This is a genomic window from Vibrio sp. TRT 21S02, from assembly GCF_050113675.1.
Lineage (GTDB): Bacteria > Pseudomonadota > Gammaproteobacteria > Enterobacterales > Vibrionaceae > Vibrio.
Genome location: NZ_JBNJOI010000014.1, coordinates 46,684 through 62,391, shown reverse-complemented (window position 1 = coordinate 62,391; position 15,708 = coordinate 46,684). Strand labels below are relative to the sequence as shown.

The window sequence follows — 15,708 nt, the reverse complement described above, 5'->3', positions numbered from 1 at the left end:
AGTTCTCCAATTCTTACTTTGGAATATAGTCAGTTCACAACGCTGTTTATAACAAACAGAATATGGAGATAGCACTGTGAAAAATATGCATTGGATTCCCAATTCCGTTGCAGCGTTAATATTAGTCGTGAGTTCTACTTGGAGCGTCACGAGCTTAGCTGCATCTGAAAATAAAGATCTTGTCGACCCTCGTAACCAAGCTTTCGAACAAAACCATCCTGATCAATACCACTCTTGGAAAGCCACCTCAGAAAGTGTCGAAATCGAAGACGCACTCGCCGAAGATCCAAACATGGTGATCCTATGGGCGGGCTATGGCTTTGCAAAAGATTACAACAAAGCTCGTGGACACTTTTATGCGTTAGATGACGTGCGTCAAACACTACGTACTGGCGCACCACAAGATGAAAAATCTGGCCCAATGCCAATGGCCTGCTGGAGCTGTAAAAGCCCAGACGTGGCTCGTGTGATTGATGAACGCGGTGAAGATGGCTACTTCAACGGTAAATGGGCACGTTTAGGAACGGAGATTGCCAACCCAATTGGTTGCGCCGATTGTCACGATGTTCGTAGCGAGAAGTTCAAAAACGGCGAGCCAGAATTAGCCCTAACCCGCCCTTATGTTGAGCGTGCATTTGACGCCATCGGTAAAAACTTTGAAGAACAATCACGCTTAGATAAACAAGCCTCGGTTTGTGCACAGTGCCACGTGGAATACTACTTTACCGGCCCAACTAAAGCGGTGAAATTCCCTTGGGATATGGGGACCACAGTCGAAGATATGGAACGCTACTATGACGCGCTAAACTTCAAAGACTGGACCCATAAAGTGTCTAAAGCTCCTATGTTAAAAGCACAGCACCCAGGTTACGAAACATGGCGTGATGGCATTCATGGTAAAAACAAAGTGGTTTGTGTTGACTGCCACATGCCAAAAGTGAAGAAAGAAGATGGCACTGTCTATACCGATCATAAAGTGGGTAACCCATTTGATCGCTTTGAAGACACCTGTGCTCAATGTCATACCCAAACGAAAGATCAGTTGCGTGAAATTGTTTCTACACGTAAAGCGCAAGTTTTGAACATGAAGCTAACGGCAGAGAAACAAATCGTCGCCGCACACTTTGAAGCTGGTGCTGCATGGGATGCAGGCGCTACCGAAGCAGAAATGAAAGATATCTTACAAGATATCCGTCACGCACAATGGCGTTGGGATTATGCAATCGCCTCTCATGGTGTTCATATGCATGCTCCTGAAGTGGCATTGGAAGTTCTAGGTACTGCCGTGGACCGCGCAGCGGATGCTCGTACAAAACTGGCACGCCTACTCGCAACCAAAGGTATTGTTGAGCCGATCCAACTCCCTGATATTTCAACCAAAGAAGCGGCTCAAAAAGCGCTAGGTATGGATATGGATAAAATGAACTCAGATAAGAAAAACTTCCTTGAAACCGTTGTTCCTGATTGGGACAAAGCCGCGAAAGAAAGAGAAGCTACTTACTAATCCATCCTAATCGATGAAAAAAGCCGACCTTGGTCGGCTTTTTTATTGCGCGTATTTCTGTAGCTATTCGTTAATTTGCATTTCTTTTGCTTGGTTCAACAAATCAATAATCTGTGGCCGATTGAGATCTCGCTGACCTGAATCCAACAACTGTATCCAGATATCAATCGCCTGTTGATAACGAAAACTAATAAAATGGTCGTTGGCAAGCAGCATTAATGCTGTCGGATTATTCGGTTCTTTGTCGAGCGCCTGTTGTAACAAAGACTGTACGTCTGGCGCCATACGTTGAGACTTAAGATAATACAAAGCCGTCGCTTTGCCTGCGAGCTGATTTGCAGTGGGGGAAGTTGATAAACGAATGGCGTAGTCAAAACAAGTCAGTGCTGATTTGAATTGCTGCTGCGCTAAATATCCTTGCGCAAGCTGAAACCACAATTCAGACTGATTGGGATCGGCTTTAAGCTTTTGTTGGATTTCCGCCATCCAATCCTCTGATGTTTTGCGCTCTAAGCTTTGCTCTGGTGCAGCAGGCTTGTCACCAACAAGCAACCAATACACTGGCACCGACACAACCAAAGCAACCGCAATCAATCGTTTCATGCGTTTGTTGTTCCTTTACTTCTGTCCATTTCGCAAAAAGTATATCGTGTTACTCTATAACGAACTTTGATCAAAGCTGACTTCCGTATGAAAAACAAAAACGTACCATCAGAACAAACTCAACAAGAAGCCATGAAGATCGCCAAAGCGACTCAAAAGCCCGGCCAAACAAAAGAACAGACAAAGCTGATCGCGCAAGGCATTGAAAAAGGCATTGCGATATATAAAAAGCAACAAAAAGAGCGAGCACGCCAAGCAGACAAGGCGAAAAAGAAACAGCAAAAAGCCAAATTGAAAGTCACGGAAGCGGATACCGAGTTAGAAAGAGAGGTGTTGGTTGAAACTCAAACTTCATCAAACATGCTGCCTTGGGCACTGCTCGGTATCAGTTGGATAGGATTTATCATCTATGTCTTTCAAACTTCGTAACGTAGCAGCACTCACCGCACTGCTTGTGTTAGCAGGCTGTACCTCACCTACAAATCAGCTGACACCAAATGCTGAGCAAGTTCATGTACGAATGGACTCCGGCTTTGATGCGAATCAATGTCAGTGGCTCGGGGAAGTAACGGGCAGTGAAGGACATTGGTACAGCTATCTGTTCTTTACCAATGATGTAATGATAGAAGGGGCGATCAATAATCTAAAGAACAATGCGGCAAAACTTGGGGCAGATACGGTGTATATGATTGCCCCACAAGATTTTGTTACGTCGTTTACCGTATTGGGCAGCGCCTATCACTGCCACAACGGTGGCTAGACTAAGCGTGGAAACCTAGGCTGGCTGCGATGTCGGCCTCCCTTTCAAATACCCACTGACTGTCAAATGGTCCCCAGTCTGATAGCTGATAATAACCATCATTATGACGACGACCGTCTTGAACAAACATTAACTCGATACCGATCCCAGGGAGCGCTTTGATGACGTCTTGAATTGTACGACGTGGCCAACCCGTTTTTTCGATCAACTTGGGCACATTAGGTCTTTCAAGGCTTTCAACTAACATCGCCAAATACAAACGCCTTGCAAAAACAGGACTCAATTCCATTGATACCTCCTAAAAAATTCTAAAATCATTATTTCTGTTTTGCGGCCAAGTTTGTTGCGTTTGATCAATAACTCTCCATTCCAGCACTCGTTGTAGGGATTTTTTTCTCGAAACAAAATAATCTCGTCACACTTTTGTCTCTGCTTCGGCTTCCTGATAGGATGCTGAAATAATAAAAAGTCACTTCAAAAGGTTACCTATGACTATCACTATGTTCGGCATCCCGAACTGCGACACAATAAAAAAAGCGAAAAAGTGGTTGGAAGCAGAAAGCATTGCGTACAATTTTCACGATTACCGCAAACAAGGTATCGACAAAACAATGGTGGAAGCATTTTGCCAAGCGTTAGGCTGGGAAAATGTGCTTAACAAGCGTGGAACAACATTCCGTCAGCTGACTCAGGAACAAAAAGACAACCTCAACGAAACAACTGCTATCGACTTGCTGGTAGAACAACCTGCAATGATCAAACGCCCTATCTTACTGGTCGAAAACCAGTACCACATCGGCTTTAAAGCTGACCAATATTCAACCATTTTCTCTTAAAGGAAGGAATTCAAGGATGACAGATAGCCCCGTACTGGCTCTCGCAAAAGACCTTATTAGCCGACAGTCAGTAACACCGGAAGATGCCGGTTGTCAGGAAGTCATGATCAATCGTTTGAAAGCGCTTGGTTTTGAAATTGAGGTGATGGTGTTTGAAGACACCACCAACTTCTGGGCTCGTCGTGGTACCGAAGCACCTTTATTTGCTTTTGCTGGGCACACCGATGTCGTGCCGGCTGGCCCACTCGAGCAATGGCATACCCCACCATTTGAACCGACAGTTATCGACGGCCACTTACATGGCCGTGGTGCCGCGGATATGAAAGGCTCATTAGCCAGTATGGTGGTGGCCGTTGAGCGCTTTATTGCCAATAACCCAGAACATAAAGGCTCAATTGCCTTTCTTATCACATCGGATGAAGAAGGTCCGTTCATCAATGGCACCACTCGCGTCGTCGATACCTTGATGGCACGTAAGGAAATCATCGATATGTGTATTGTCGGTGAACCGTCGAGTACTCTAGCTGTTGGAGATGTAATAAAAAATGGTCGTCGTGGCTCTATTACCGGTGACTTACGCGTGAAAGGTACCCAAGGCCATGTTGCTTATCCGCATCTAGCGAACAATCCTGTGCACCAAGCACTGCCTGCGCTCGCAGAGCTTGCTGCAACTAAATGGGACGATGGCAACGATTACTTCCCACCGACTAGCTTTCAGATCCCAAACTTGCATTCCGGTACGGGCGCTTCCAATGTGATCCCTGGTGAGTTTGACGTTCAATTTAATTTCCGTTTCAGTACTGAATTAACAGATCAAGAGATTAAACGACGCGTCCACTCCACGTTAGATGCTCATGGCCTAGACTACGATTTACATTGGACGCTAAGTGGTCAGCCTTTCTTAACCGACACAGGGGCGCTATTGGATGCCGTGGTGAAAGCCGTCGCCGATGTGAACCACAAAGAGCCGGATCTTTTAACCACTGGCGGTACGTCTGATGGTCGCTTTATCGCTCAAATGGGTTCACAAGTAGTGGAATTAGGCCCTGTGAATGCCACCATCCATAAAGTCAATGAGTGCGTCAGTATTGCAGATATTGAAAAGCTGGCAGACATGTACGAAAAAACGTTGGAGAATTTACTCGCGTGATGACCCCACAGCAGCTCACCGGAAAAACCACCTCACACCTCACCGAAGTACTATTCGGTCAAAAAGTATTTCTGATACATCGTGATGTTGAGCAAGATCTACTTGCGCTCCGAACGGCTGCTGTAAGCGCAGGTTTTAACCTTAATATTGCCAGCGGCTTTCGCGATTTTGAGCGGCAAAGAGCAATTTGGAACAATAAGATGGCTGGTAACACAGCCATACTTGACAGCAATAGCCAACCGCTTGATCAAAGCGCCCTCACTGAAGAGCAAAAAATCATGGCGATTTTACGCTGGTCTGCGCTTCCGGGGGCCAGCCGACATCATTGGGGTTGTGAGTTTGATGTATTTGATCGCGATGCCTTACCACAAAATACCCAGTTAAAATTAGAGCCATGGGAATACCTATCCGGACATCAAAGTAAGTTCTATCAATGGTTACAGGAAAACCTGAATCAGTTTGGTTTCTTTTTTCCTTACGCAAACGATCTTGGAGGGGTTGCACCAGAACCTTGGCATATCAGCCACCAATCCGTATCGCAGCAAGCCATGGAACGTTTTTCGTTAGCAATGCTACGTGACGAATTGATCCAATCTCCCATTTGCGGTCAGCAAAGTGTGTTGGATCGACTGGAATCGATCTACAATCACTACATTACTAACATTCACTATCCGGAGTCAGAATGATTGAACTGCTGACGAATCCTTGGGTCATTATTGTGATTGTATTAAGCGTCTTAATCGGTAATATCGCCGCGCTCAAATACACTGCGAAAATGAAATTTCCACTCAAAAAGCCAGATCAAACCTCGTCTTCAACCGAAGAGAGTGAAAGTACAGAACAACAAAAAACGGACAAGCCGTAACAGCTTGTCCGTTTTACAATCTAGCCCTGCATACAACGGCTATTTAAGGTGGTCCCAAGAAATATTCGATACTATGCGACAATCGTCGCACTTAAAGTGGAAAATATCATGCAGTGGTGCGTCTAGTAACCACTCTCCACCACACTTAGGGCACTTACGTGCTTTTTCCGTCGCTAAGTCCTGTCCCCCAACTCGGTATTGATAGTAGTACGTCGGGATCTTCGTAATGTATTCAATGCGGCCCCGTAAATCCCAGCCTCGACGAAACAGCACACTCTCGGTATCGCAAATCTCGTGTAATGCAGCATGTTCAGCACGACACGCCCCCGCCATTTGTAACTCATCACACGCTTGCCATTCCGTTTGCCACTTGATCACCGCTTTGTGATCACCATTGAGTGTCGGTGCATTGCGATAAAGCGGTATCGGTAGTAACGATTCACCACTACGCAGTGGTGAACAGGTATGAACATAGGTGGTATAGAGGACTTGCCAGCTTGGCGTTTCTTCTTCCGCAGCTTGCTCGGAGTTTAAGTCACGCCCAAGTAACCGGACCTTTGGCGCCAATAAACTCGCATCCGCTAAGCGGTTAAGACAAACTTTAACAAAATCGGAGTGATAACGTGGGTGCAAGCTGTCTTGCTCTGGGCAAACCACACGAACAAAAAACTCCCCATCCCCCATAACTACCGGAAATTCACGTCCCAGAACTTGTCCGTTATAGCGCAACGCATCCATCAAACCATTGATGGCTTTATCAACTGCAGATACGGTAGTGTTATCAAAACACTCAAACTGTAGCTCAACAACAAACATCCAATTACACCACTGGCTCTAATTTGGTTAAAAAGTCAGCCAGTGTTTCAGCTAATACGTCACGTTTATCGGTGCCTAATCGTTCAAGCACAACATTTCCTGTGATATTACAGATGGAAATAACATCGAGCTCCGCATCTGTCGCGGCAATAAAGACCGTCGGTTTGAGTTTAAGGCGACGCTGAGTGACCAAGTGGCCAAGTATATTCTCTTGCAAACGAACAAAGTCGTCGTCATTCCATACCTGTAATAAGGTTAACTCATTCCCCTGCCAAGTCGCGTTCATATCGGCACTATATTGGCAGCCGTAGAACGCTTTAATGTCTTCGTGCAAGGTTAGCTCAATACCCTTTTCAACATTAGTGAAATCCGCTTGCTGCTCTCTTGCGTATGCTTGCCACTCCACGCCTTCATCTCGCTTGTTTTCAATGCAAGGTGAGATAAGATCAGCCAATTCTTCACTCACGGGTAGCGACGCATGAGTTTTCTGATACGCTTCTGTGAATTTTTGACTGAATTCGGTAAGGGCTTGGATCGCTTGCTGCGTCATTCGACACTCCAACTGTGATTTGTCCGGACACACTCAGGCAAGAGTTAATGACAGCCTGAATGGGATTGCGTAAAATTCTCGGTATTCTAATCCAATTCGCGATAAAAAATGAGCAAATATTCTGACGCTAAAGAACTTGCTGGCCTAACGCTGGGTCAAAAGACTGAATACGCAAATCAATACGACCCTAGCCTACTGCAACCTGTACCGCGTAGCCTAAATCGGAACGACCTCAACCTAAATGAAACGCTACCTTTCAAAGGTTGTGATATCTGGACGCTGTATGAGCTATCTTGGCTCAACTCTAATGGCTTACCTCAAGTGGCAATAGGGGAAGTCGCGATCCCTGCTACTAGCGCAAATTTGATTGAATCAAAGTCATTTAAACTCTATCTCAACAGCTTTAACCAAACTCGTTTCACTACGTGGGAAGAGGTTCAAGCCACCTTAACCAAAGATTTATCCCACTGCGCAGGTGAAACCGTAGAAGTACTAGTGAAGCCAGTAACTGATTACAGCAATACGCCAATTGTTACAATGCAAGGGGAATGTATCGATCAACAAGACATCACCATTACAGGTTACGAATTCGATGCAAGCTTACTTGAATGCTCAACAAGTGATGAAAAAGTGACCGAGTCACTTCATAGCCACCTTTTAAAATCAAACTGTCTGATTACCAATCAACCAGATTGGGGAAGTGTCGAAATTCAATACTGCGGTAAAAAAATCGACCGAGAAGCTTTGTTACGGTACATTGTTTCTTTCCGTGAACATAATGAATTCCATGAACAATGCGTTGAGCGAATCTTTACGGATATCATGCAATATTGCCAGCCTGAAAGCTTAACGGTTTACGCTCGCTACACGCGTCGAGGTGGTTTGGACATCAACCCTTACCGTTCGACTGAACAAGTGAAACCGGAACACAATCAACGCATGGCTCGTCAATAAGGAAATAAGAATGCGAATTCTGCGCTGGGAGCTTTGGCTCTGTTTGCTTTTTGGACTACTTTCAACCTCTGCTACGGCGGCCAACATCTACTCATCTCAAATGTTGACGGAAGCCGATAACCTAGTTGAAATCGTACCCAATCAAGCCAAATTGCTCACAACCACTTACCTAACTCAGCGCAGACTTTCCGCACGCGGAGAGAAAAGTCCTTCTTCGATTTCTCGAGACGAAACCGACAGCCGCCTTCGCACTCCCGGTAGCACCATCGATGCATTAAAAATTCTTGCCCAAGCAGAATTTAACTTAGGCAATACAAGAAACGCATTACTCAGAATTCAAGAGGCAGAACAACTAACCCAAAAATACCAGCTCCCCTACTTAAGCCTTGATGTTCAATTGCTTAAAATTCGGCTTCGCTGGCTCAATGATCATGACGCATTCAAAGCCAATGTCGCCATCGATGAACTAGAACAAGCATATCAAAACATCCGAAATCCTGAGCAACTGGCTAAGGGCCTTCGTTATGACTTAACCATGTTCAAGGCAGAAGTGGCTTCAAGAGATGGCGACCTCGCTTTGGCGAATCAGCTCTATTCGTCGCTTAAAGGTTATTTGACCCAATCAGACTCCGCAACACGCCTGATCGATTACCATACCCAAGTCGGCAAACACTATCTCATCAATAAACGCTACAACCGTGCGTTGTTTGAGCTATTAATCGCTTACTGGAAAGCGATCGAAGAAAATGCTAGCCGTGAATTAGCAAAAGTTAACCAGCTACTTGGTCAGTTGTTTTATGAGCGCAGAGTCCTTGATAAAGCCAACGATCACCTTTCTCAGGCAGCCGACTTTTACGATAACTATGAGCACTCCCCTGTTCTACCTACCATTTTAAAAATGATGGGAGACACTTATTACCATCAGGGTAAATTTAATTTAGCACTGGTCCATTATTTTAACGCTATCGACCACGAGCGTATTCAGCAAAACTTAGAAAGTGTCATTGAGCTTCGCCTTGCATTAGCTGCGACCTATTTGCAATTGGTCAACTATCCGTTGGCTGAACAGTACCTCGTTCGAGCACAAGACTTGCTTGAATTTACTGATATTCCTTCCTTAAAATCACAAGCTTTATTGTTGGAAAGTGGCCTCGCTTATCATCAAAAAAAACCTGAATTAGTGACAGATAAAGCACGCCAAGCCTTAGCCATTGCGCAACAAGTCGATGATATATCCAAACAAAAAGATGCATATCAATTGCTGTACTTAGGCTATGAGCTCAGTGGTAAATACGATCGCTCCTTAACTTACCTCAAAAAGTTCAATGCACTAACCAATATCGAGAAAAGACAACTCGACTTGATCAGTGAAGATGCATTCCGGCAACAAAAAGAATTTGTAGAACAAACGCTGCACTTAGTTGGCCAGAAAGAACAACTTGCCCAGACGCAAAGTGAATTCCAAAAATTCCAACAAATCTCCTTTGCTCTCTTCCTGTTCTGTGCCGTTTTATTTATGTGGGTACTGAGACGTGGCCATGTAATGCGGGTACAAAAAGACGAAATCGCGATTCTAAATGAAGACCTGTTTACCCATTCTCGTTCCGGACTGCGAAACCTACGTATGCTCAATGCAAAGCTGCCAGCTTCATTGGAACAAAGTAGTCATAAGTTTGAAAAGTGGCACGTCGGTGAATTGATCCATGAACCTCTCAATGACCGATTGCGCTTTGTTATGATAGACGTACCTTTCTTACGCAACATGTATCTGCAATTTGGCTATGCCGAAGGGTTAAAATTAGAGAAAGCATTTGGTGATTACCTTAACGAGCGTGTAGAAGCACCTGCGAGAATTTATCACTTCTCGGATGCAAACTTGCTTTACGTAGAACCCAATGCAGACGGCAATACCGATCCAGAAGTCATCTGTAACAAGATTCAGCAATGGATTTTAGAGTTTGCACCAAAACGCTCACTCAATAGAATTGTTCGTATCGGTATGGCTGATTATCCATTCCTACCTCGCGCCTACACAGCCATTAATGATAAGGAACTAGTTGATATTCTACTTATGTCGACAGGTGCCGCGCGAACATTGAGTATGAAAGAGCACTCAAGTCAGTGGGTTTATCTCAAAGCAATAGAAAACGCGCCCGCCGCGAGTCTTGCTACTGGTAACATACGCAAGGCTTGTAAACACTCGATCAATCAAGGGCTGATCAAGGTGCATTCCTCCTATAAGAATGAGGAGAGCATCAAAAAACTACTAAAAGATGAATAAAAGCTCATCAAACGAGTGTTGTAGGCAGTGACGTAGTTATTTTATTTGATATTATCAACAGATTAATAAATAAGATCGACACGGATCCGTTAGTCGTAAAGTTTAGGTTTCATGGGCGTTCTCGAAACAGATATCCAGTCTCAACTACACAACCTTAAGTCTCAGTTAGAGCAGGTTCGTTTGACACAAAGAGACACCTCGTTCAAGTTTAAGCGAGAGCAAGAAGTATTGAGGCGTATTGTCGCTTCTCTGAGCACGGCATGTTCCAGTGACAACCCAAAGCTGACACAAGGCTTAGTGGATCTACGTCAATCAATAGAACAACAAACTGATGTCAGTTCACTGGTACCCAAACTTGCGGTGCTCGAACGTCTCTTAAAACAACAGACTTTGGCCATGGAAAAACAGACGCTCCACCTTGATTCCCAAATCAAGCACAGCGGAGAGACCTTACTTCGTGTAACGGGCCTACCCGCCAAGATCAAACGTGATCTTAGAGATTTACTCAGCTATTCCGGCGGTATTGAGCAGCCGAAGACAGAACAAGCCTTAAAACTGCTGGCCATTTATGAGCGTGCCATAAAAATTATCACGGCAAATCCAGATACCTCATTAAGCGAAATTAGCGACAACGCTGATCGGGAATTGATGCTCCGCCTTTCAGAAGAGCTACAGCATTTGATCACTGAGCTGGATTTTGAAGGAGAGTCTGGTGATTTATTAATTGATATACGCGCGAAGCTTTTGCTTGGTGTCAGTACTAAAATGCTACTAGAGCTGACTCTGCAAACTCTGAAGCTGGTGATTGATGGCACAAACTACGAACGTAAAGCTTCAGAACAGTTTCTAGAGCAGATTAATACTTCCTTATGCTCTAACCTCAAAGCCTCAGAACAAACCGTCGATCAAAGCCAAAGCTATTTCTCTCATCGTCAGGAAATGAATCAGGAGCTACAAGCACTGATTGGCGATACACAGCACACCGTTAAACAATCGGAAACACTCAACACTCTGCAACACAATCTTCATCCTATATTGGAACAGCTTTCTTCTTTAGCAGAGCGTCTTCATCATGCTGAGCAACGCGAGCATGCACTGATTGAAAGAATGGCGTACAGCAAAAATCAGCTGGAAGCGTTATATGAAGTGACCCAGGATTATCGCCGTCGGCTTGAAGATCAGGCACAAAGAATGTTGCTTGACCCACTAACCAAAGTCTATAACCGCAGCGCCTTTGGTGATCGTCTAGAACTGGAATACCGTCGATGGATACGCTCTCAACATAACCTTCGTGTTGTCTTACTCGATATCGATGGATTTAAAAAGATCAACAACAGCTTTGGCTATACTGCTGGTGATAAAGCCCTAAAAATCATTGCTCGAACTATTCATAAAGAGCTGCGCGACAGCGATACATTAGCAAGGTTCTCAGGAGAAGAGTTTATTATTCTGCTGCCAGAACAAGCTGATAAAGAAAGCTTCAACGCTATACAGCGCATTCAACGCCAAGTCTCAAAATTACCGTTTAAATTCCGCGATCAGCACCTGACGATCACTCTATCGGCCGCAAGCACTGCCTTTAAGGAGTCAGACACGCCTGAAGAAATTCTTGAGCGGCTTAACCTCGGCCTCTGTGAAGCCAAACGGATTGGCCCAAGTCAACTCATCTGGAAATAGTGACTTTTCTTATTGCATCAATCGCCCCACAATATGATTGATGCAATAAATTCAAACAGTTAAGTTTTCTAACCACGTTATCTCTGCTAATCTTAATTTTACCGAAACCAATTTATTCGGTTTCTAATTCGTTTGTTTCCTCTCGATAAGGAGGTCTTTATGATCACTCATATCAGTCCTGCCGGTAGCATGGATTTGCTTTCTCAACTAGAAGTTGAGCGCCTTAAAAAAACGGCTTCCAGTGATCTGTACCAACTGTACCGAAACTGTACATTAGCTGTCTTGAATTCCGGTAGCCATACCGACAACTCAAAAGAACTTCTTGATAAATATAAATCTTTTGACGTTAACGTGGTACGCCGTGAACGGGGGATCAAGCTTGAATTAAGCAACCCTCCAGAACATGCGTTTGTCGATAGTCAAATCATCAAAGGCATTCAGGAACACCTGTTTTCTGTGTTACGTGACATCGTTTATGTCAACATGCATTTAGCTGACAACCAGCGTCTGAATCTCACCAATGCTATCCATATCACCAACCTTGTCTTTGGTATTTTGCGTAATGCTGGCGCGCTTACTCCCGGTATCGAGCCTAATTTGGTGGTTTGCTGGGGAGGACACTCAATCAACCCCATTGAATATCAATACACACGCGAAGTCGGCCACGAGCTTGGTTTACGTGAACTCAATATCTGTACGGGATGTGGCCCTGGTGCGATGGAAGGACCGATGAAGGGGGCTGCAATTGGCCATGCGAAGCAACGCTATGATGAGCAGCGCTATTTAGGTTTAACCGAACCATCAATTATTGCCGCTGAGCCACCAAACCCAATTGTCAACGAACTGGTGATCATGCCTGATATTGAGAAGCGCCTTGAGGCCTTTGTGCGCATGGCCCACGGTATTGTGATTTTCCCGGGGGGCCCAGGGACAGCGGAAGAACTGTTGTACATTCTTGGCATCATGATGCATCCAGACAACGCAGAGCAGCCTCTGCCTATCGTCTTAACAGGGCCAAAAGAAAGTGAAGAGTATTTCCGTTCAATCGATCGTTTTATTGGCGATACATTAGGGGAAGATGCTCAAAAACATTATGAAATTGTGGTCGATGACCCCGCCCGAGTCGCTCAAATAATGAAGCAGGGCATGAGTGAAGTTCGCCAACACCGTAAAGACAGTGGTGATGCCTACAGCTTCAACTGGTCCCTCAAAATTGAACCAGAATTCCAGTTGCCATTTGACCCAACCCACGACAACATGGCAAGCCTCGATTTACATATGAATCAACGCCCAGAAAATCTTGCCGCTGCATTGCGTCAAGCCTTCTCGGGCATTGTTGCTGGTAATGTTAAAGCCGAAGGTATTCGAGAAATTGAGCGTAAAGGGCCTTTCATTTTAGATGGCGACGCTACCTTGATGAAGAAAATGGATAAGCTATTAAAAGACTTTGTTGAACAACATCGTATGAAGCTTCCAGGTGGCAGTGAATACGAGCCGTGCTATAAAATCGCCAACACCGATTAGCAGTAGCAATCTACTACTGATTCATTACAATAAGGGCTATTCAGCCCTTATTTTTTATCACTATGTCTTTACATCTGGTCATTATTGATGCCCTCAACCTCATTCGTCGAGTTCACGCTGTTCAACCAGATCCAAACAACATAGCCCGTACGATTGAAACCACCTCTCGCACACTGAAAAAAATCATTAAAGAAGCCAAGCCGACCCATATCGTCGCTGTCTTTGATCACCACCTTCAAGATCGAGGTTGGCGAGTTGAAATCCTACCTGAGTACAAACAAAACCGAAAACCGATGCCAGAGCCGTTACTTAACGGTTTAGAATCAATTCAAGATGCGTGGTGGGCATTGGGGATCGACTCTCTACTTTCTGATGGGGATGAAGCCGATGACTTGGTTGCAACATTAGCCGCTAAGGTCGCCAGTCATAATGAGAAGGTAACCATCATTTCAACTGATAAAGGGTATTGTCAGCTTCTTTCTCCCACACTACAAATTCGCGATTACTTTCAGCATCGTTGGCTTGATAAACCTTTTATCGAAAAAGAATTTGGTGTTAAGCCAGAACAACTCGCTGATTTCTGGGGCTTAACGGGAGTAAGCTCAAGCCAAGTACCTGGCATACCCGGAGTCGGGCCAAAAGCGGCTAAAGAAATACTGAATCAATTCGATACCATTGAACAAGCGAACGAATCAACATCACTTGCGGCTAAGTATCGTAAGAAATTTGATGAGCATTTTGCATTAGCGCAAAAATGTAAGCAGGTGTCCGCATTAAAAACGGATATTGAACTGGGTTTCAACTTACAAGATTTACGTTATACCGGTGCAAATATTCAAGATTAAAGTACTGTATACGTATTGAGGCGTTTATAGTGCTTTTCCTGAAGATTATAAACTCGTCATATCTATAAAAGTTACTTATATATCAATCAATTAAACTTTTTCTTTTTCCGAGTTCAGAAAATGTTCTGCTTCTTCAATCGCTTTATTTAAATAACCTTCAAGTTCAGCGATTAATAAAGAAACGCTCTCAGACTCATCTTCAATTGCTTTTTCAAGTCGACAAGCAACATCGCGTAACTGATGGGCGCCTAAACTACCACCCACGCCTTTTAAACTATGCGCTTTGCGTACCGCTGAACCTCGATCTTTCTCCAATAAGATCTCAATATCACTGACATCAGACTTGTGGTCTTGCACAAACACATCTAACAACATGCGAACTGAATCGGTGTCACCATTGAGTGACTCCAACATCTTGCTAAAATCGATTTGTCTTCCAACAGCAAGCTTAGGTTCTAAAGCGGTAACAATTGCCGGTTCCTGTTTGTTCACATCCTTGTGTTCATAAACCTTAACCTCTACTTCCGACGGCTCATTCAATGTCGCTCTTGTATGCAGTTGAGTGAACACATTGGGACGGTAATTAATAATGAGTTGTAAGAGTAAGCAAAATAGACTCACGGCTAATGATGCAAGTAGGAAACGCGCTAGAATCGCGTGATATTTTTCTTCGAGCTGCGCCATCTCTTTATGGATAGAGTGTGTCACTAGCTTCTCTGTCAAATATTTCCCTTGTGCAAAACCACCTAAAACAGATGACGTTTTCGCAAGTAATTGTTGTAAATCTTTTCTCTCTAACTCTGGTAATGTCTGTGAAAGATTAAACAAACTATCCAAAGCTCGATAGACTTCCGGACTAGATTTCACAGAGCTAAACATGGCTTCAAAAACAGAGGCACTTAATTGTAAGTACACGCGCTGCAGTTGTGGATCATCGCGGTACTTTTTCCTGACAAATTTCACCTCGTCCGTCAGCTCTACGAGAGCAAGATCATTGGCAACAAAGGCGCGCGCCTGCTCAAGAAAACGATCTGTGGTGTAGATTAGCTGATTAACATCAGGGGCTAGGAACTTAGTTTCGTATTCACTTTCGATTTGAAGGCGCAGCGCATAAATTAACTGAAGCTGTAATTCATGATCATCTGCGGAACTTGATCGATAAGGGGTATCAAATGCCATGGATGAACGAAAGTCAGCAATACTATTGCCCAACTCTTCGACTGAACGCATCGCTGACGCATTAGAGTAATACAATGCACCCAGAATGCTCATACTGGTAACCCAGATAAGCAAGACAAACCAACTGAGCTTTAGATATTTTGATTCCATTATGTACCTGCGAT

The 15,708-nt window shown here is 44.3% G+C and carries 17 protein-coding genes; 12 read left to right on the top strand and 5 right to left on the bottom strand.

Going from position 1 to position 15,708, the window contains the following annotated elements; all coding sequences use genetic code 11:
• Positions 1–85 precede the first annotated feature (85 nt).
• Entirely contained in the window at positions 86–1,504 is a 1,419-nt protein-coding gene (gene nrfA, locus ACQEXU_RS16780) for an ammonia-forming nitrite reductase cytochrome c552 subunit (RefSeq protein ID WP_427011704.1), read from the top strand.
• Between the two features lie 63 nt (positions 1,505–1,567).
• On the opposite strand, the gene ACQEXU_RS16775 is transcribed toward nrfA, so the two are convergent.
• A complete protein-coding gene (locus tag ACQEXU_RS16775) occupies positions 1,568–2,107 on the bottom strand; it encodes a TPR domain-containing protein (RefSeq protein ID WP_427011679.1) in 540 nt (179 codons plus the stop codon).
• Between the two features lie 87 nt (positions 2,108–2,194).
• Between ACQEXU_RS16775 and ACQEXU_RS16770 the strand changes: the two genes are divergently transcribed.
• Entirely contained in the window at positions 2,195–2,536 is a 342-nt protein-coding gene (locus ACQEXU_RS16770) for a DUF2956 domain-containing protein (protein ID WP_427011678.1), read from the top strand.
• Entirely contained in the window at positions 2,517–2,867 is a 351-nt protein-coding gene (locus ACQEXU_RS16765) for a DUF4156 domain-containing protein (protein ID WP_427011677.1), read from the top strand. Before ACQEXU_RS16770 ends, ACQEXU_RS16765 begins: the two co-directional genes overlap by 20 nt.
• Position 2,868: 1 nt before the next feature.
• Here ACQEXU_RS16765 and ACQEXU_RS16760 read toward each other — a convergent pair whose 3' ends face one another.
• Positions 2,869–3,156, bottom strand: coding sequence for a winged helix-turn-helix domain-containing protein (locus tag ACQEXU_RS16760; protein ID WP_367986967.1), 288 nt, complete (start codon positions 3,154–3,156; stop codon positions 2,869–2,871).
• Between the two features lie 199 nt (positions 3,157–3,355).
• Between ACQEXU_RS16760 and ACQEXU_RS16755 the strand changes: the two genes are divergently transcribed.
• Genes ACQEXU_RS16755 through ACQEXU_RS16740 form a run of 4 tightly spaced genes read left to right on the top strand, consistent with a single transcriptional unit; the run spans position 3,356 to position 5,718 of the window.
• Positions 3,356–3,703: an ArsC family reductase gene (locus ACQEXU_RS16755; protein WP_367986968.1), complete on the top strand. Its 348-nt coding sequence runs from the start codon at positions 3,356–3,358 to the stop codon at positions 3,701–3,703.
• 16 nt (positions 3,704–3,719) lie between these two features.
• Positions 3,720–4,853 carry a succinyl-diaminopimelate desuccinylase gene (dapE, locus tag ACQEXU_RS16750; protein ID WP_427011676.1) on the top strand — a complete coding sequence of 378 codons (1,134 nt, stop codon included), beginning with the start codon at positions 3,720–3,722 and terminating at the stop codon, positions 4,851–4,853.
• Positions 4,853–5,539 carry a M15 family metallopeptidase gene (locus ACQEXU_RS16745; RefSeq protein ID WP_427011703.1) on the top strand — a complete coding sequence of 229 codons (687 nt, stop codon included), beginning with the start codon at positions 4,853–4,855 and terminating at the stop codon, positions 5,537–5,539. Before dapE ends, ACQEXU_RS16745 begins: the two co-directional genes overlap by 1 nt.
• Positions 5,536–5,718 (top strand): DUF2897 family protein, encoded by a 183-nt coding sequence (locus ACQEXU_RS16740; protein WP_427011675.1) that lies wholly within the window; start codon positions 5,536–5,538, stop codon positions 5,716–5,718. The genes ACQEXU_RS16745 and ACQEXU_RS16740 overlap by 4 nt, the downstream gene beginning before the upstream one ends.
• A gap of 39 nt (positions 5,719–5,757) precedes the next feature.
• Here ACQEXU_RS16740 and ACQEXU_RS16735 read toward each other — a convergent pair whose 3' ends face one another.
• Together ACQEXU_RS16735 and syd are read right to left on the bottom strand one after the other, a co-directional pair.
• Complete coding sequence (locus tag ACQEXU_RS16735; RefSeq protein ID WP_367986971.1) at positions 5,758–6,534, bottom strand: Zn-ribbon-containing protein; 777 nt, start codon at positions 6,532–6,534, stop codon at positions 5,758–5,760.
• 4 nt (positions 6,535–6,538) lie between these two features.
• Entirely contained in the window at positions 6,539–7,084 is a 546-nt protein-coding gene (gene syd, locus ACQEXU_RS16730) for a SecY-interacting protein (protein WP_427011674.1), read from the bottom strand.
• A 108-nt stretch (positions 7,085–7,192) separates the two neighbouring features.
• Between syd and queF the strand changes: the two genes are divergently transcribed.
• From queF to xni, 5 genes are all read left to right on the top strand, one after another.
• On the top strand, positions 7,193–8,038 hold the full coding sequence (gene queF, locus ACQEXU_RS16725) for an NADPH-dependent 7-cyano-7-deazaguanine reductase QueF (protein ID WP_427011673.1): 846 nt from the start codon (positions 7,193–7,195) through the stop codon (positions 8,036–8,038).
• Between the two features lie 10 nt (positions 8,039–8,048).
• Positions 8,049–10,319 carry a tetratricopeptide repeat protein gene (locus ACQEXU_RS16720; RefSeq protein WP_367986974.1) on the top strand — a complete coding sequence of 757 codons (2,271 nt, stop codon included), beginning with the start codon at positions 8,049–8,051 and terminating at the stop codon, positions 10,317–10,319.
• A 111-nt stretch (positions 10,320–10,430) separates the two neighbouring features.
• A complete protein-coding gene (locus tag ACQEXU_RS16715; protein WP_427011672.1) occupies positions 10,431–11,996 on the top strand; it encodes a GGDEF domain-containing protein in 1,566 nt (521 codons plus the stop codon).
• 159 nt (positions 11,997–12,155) lie between these two features.
• Positions 12,156–13,520 carry a nucleotide 5'-monophosphate nucleosidase PpnN gene (gene ppnN / locus ACQEXU_RS16710; RefSeq protein WP_427011671.1) on the top strand — a complete coding sequence of 455 codons (1,365 nt, stop codon included), beginning with the start codon at positions 12,156–12,158 and terminating at the stop codon, positions 13,518–13,520.
• Between the two features lie 62 nt (positions 13,521–13,582).
• A complete protein-coding gene (gene xni / locus ACQEXU_RS16705) occupies positions 13,583–14,365 on the top strand; it encodes a flap endonuclease Xni (RefSeq protein ID WP_427011670.1) in 783 nt (260 codons plus the stop codon).
• A 90-nt stretch (positions 14,366–14,455) separates the two neighbouring features.
• On the opposite strand, the gene ACQEXU_RS16700 is transcribed toward xni, so the two are convergent.
• The gene (locus tag ACQEXU_RS16700) at positions 14,456–15,694 is read right to left on the bottom strand and encodes an Hpt domain-containing protein (RefSeq protein WP_427011669.1); all 1,239 of its coding nucleotides are present in this window, start codon (positions 15,692–15,694) and stop codon (positions 14,456–14,458) included.
• Positions 15,695–15,708 lie beyond the last annotated feature (14 nt).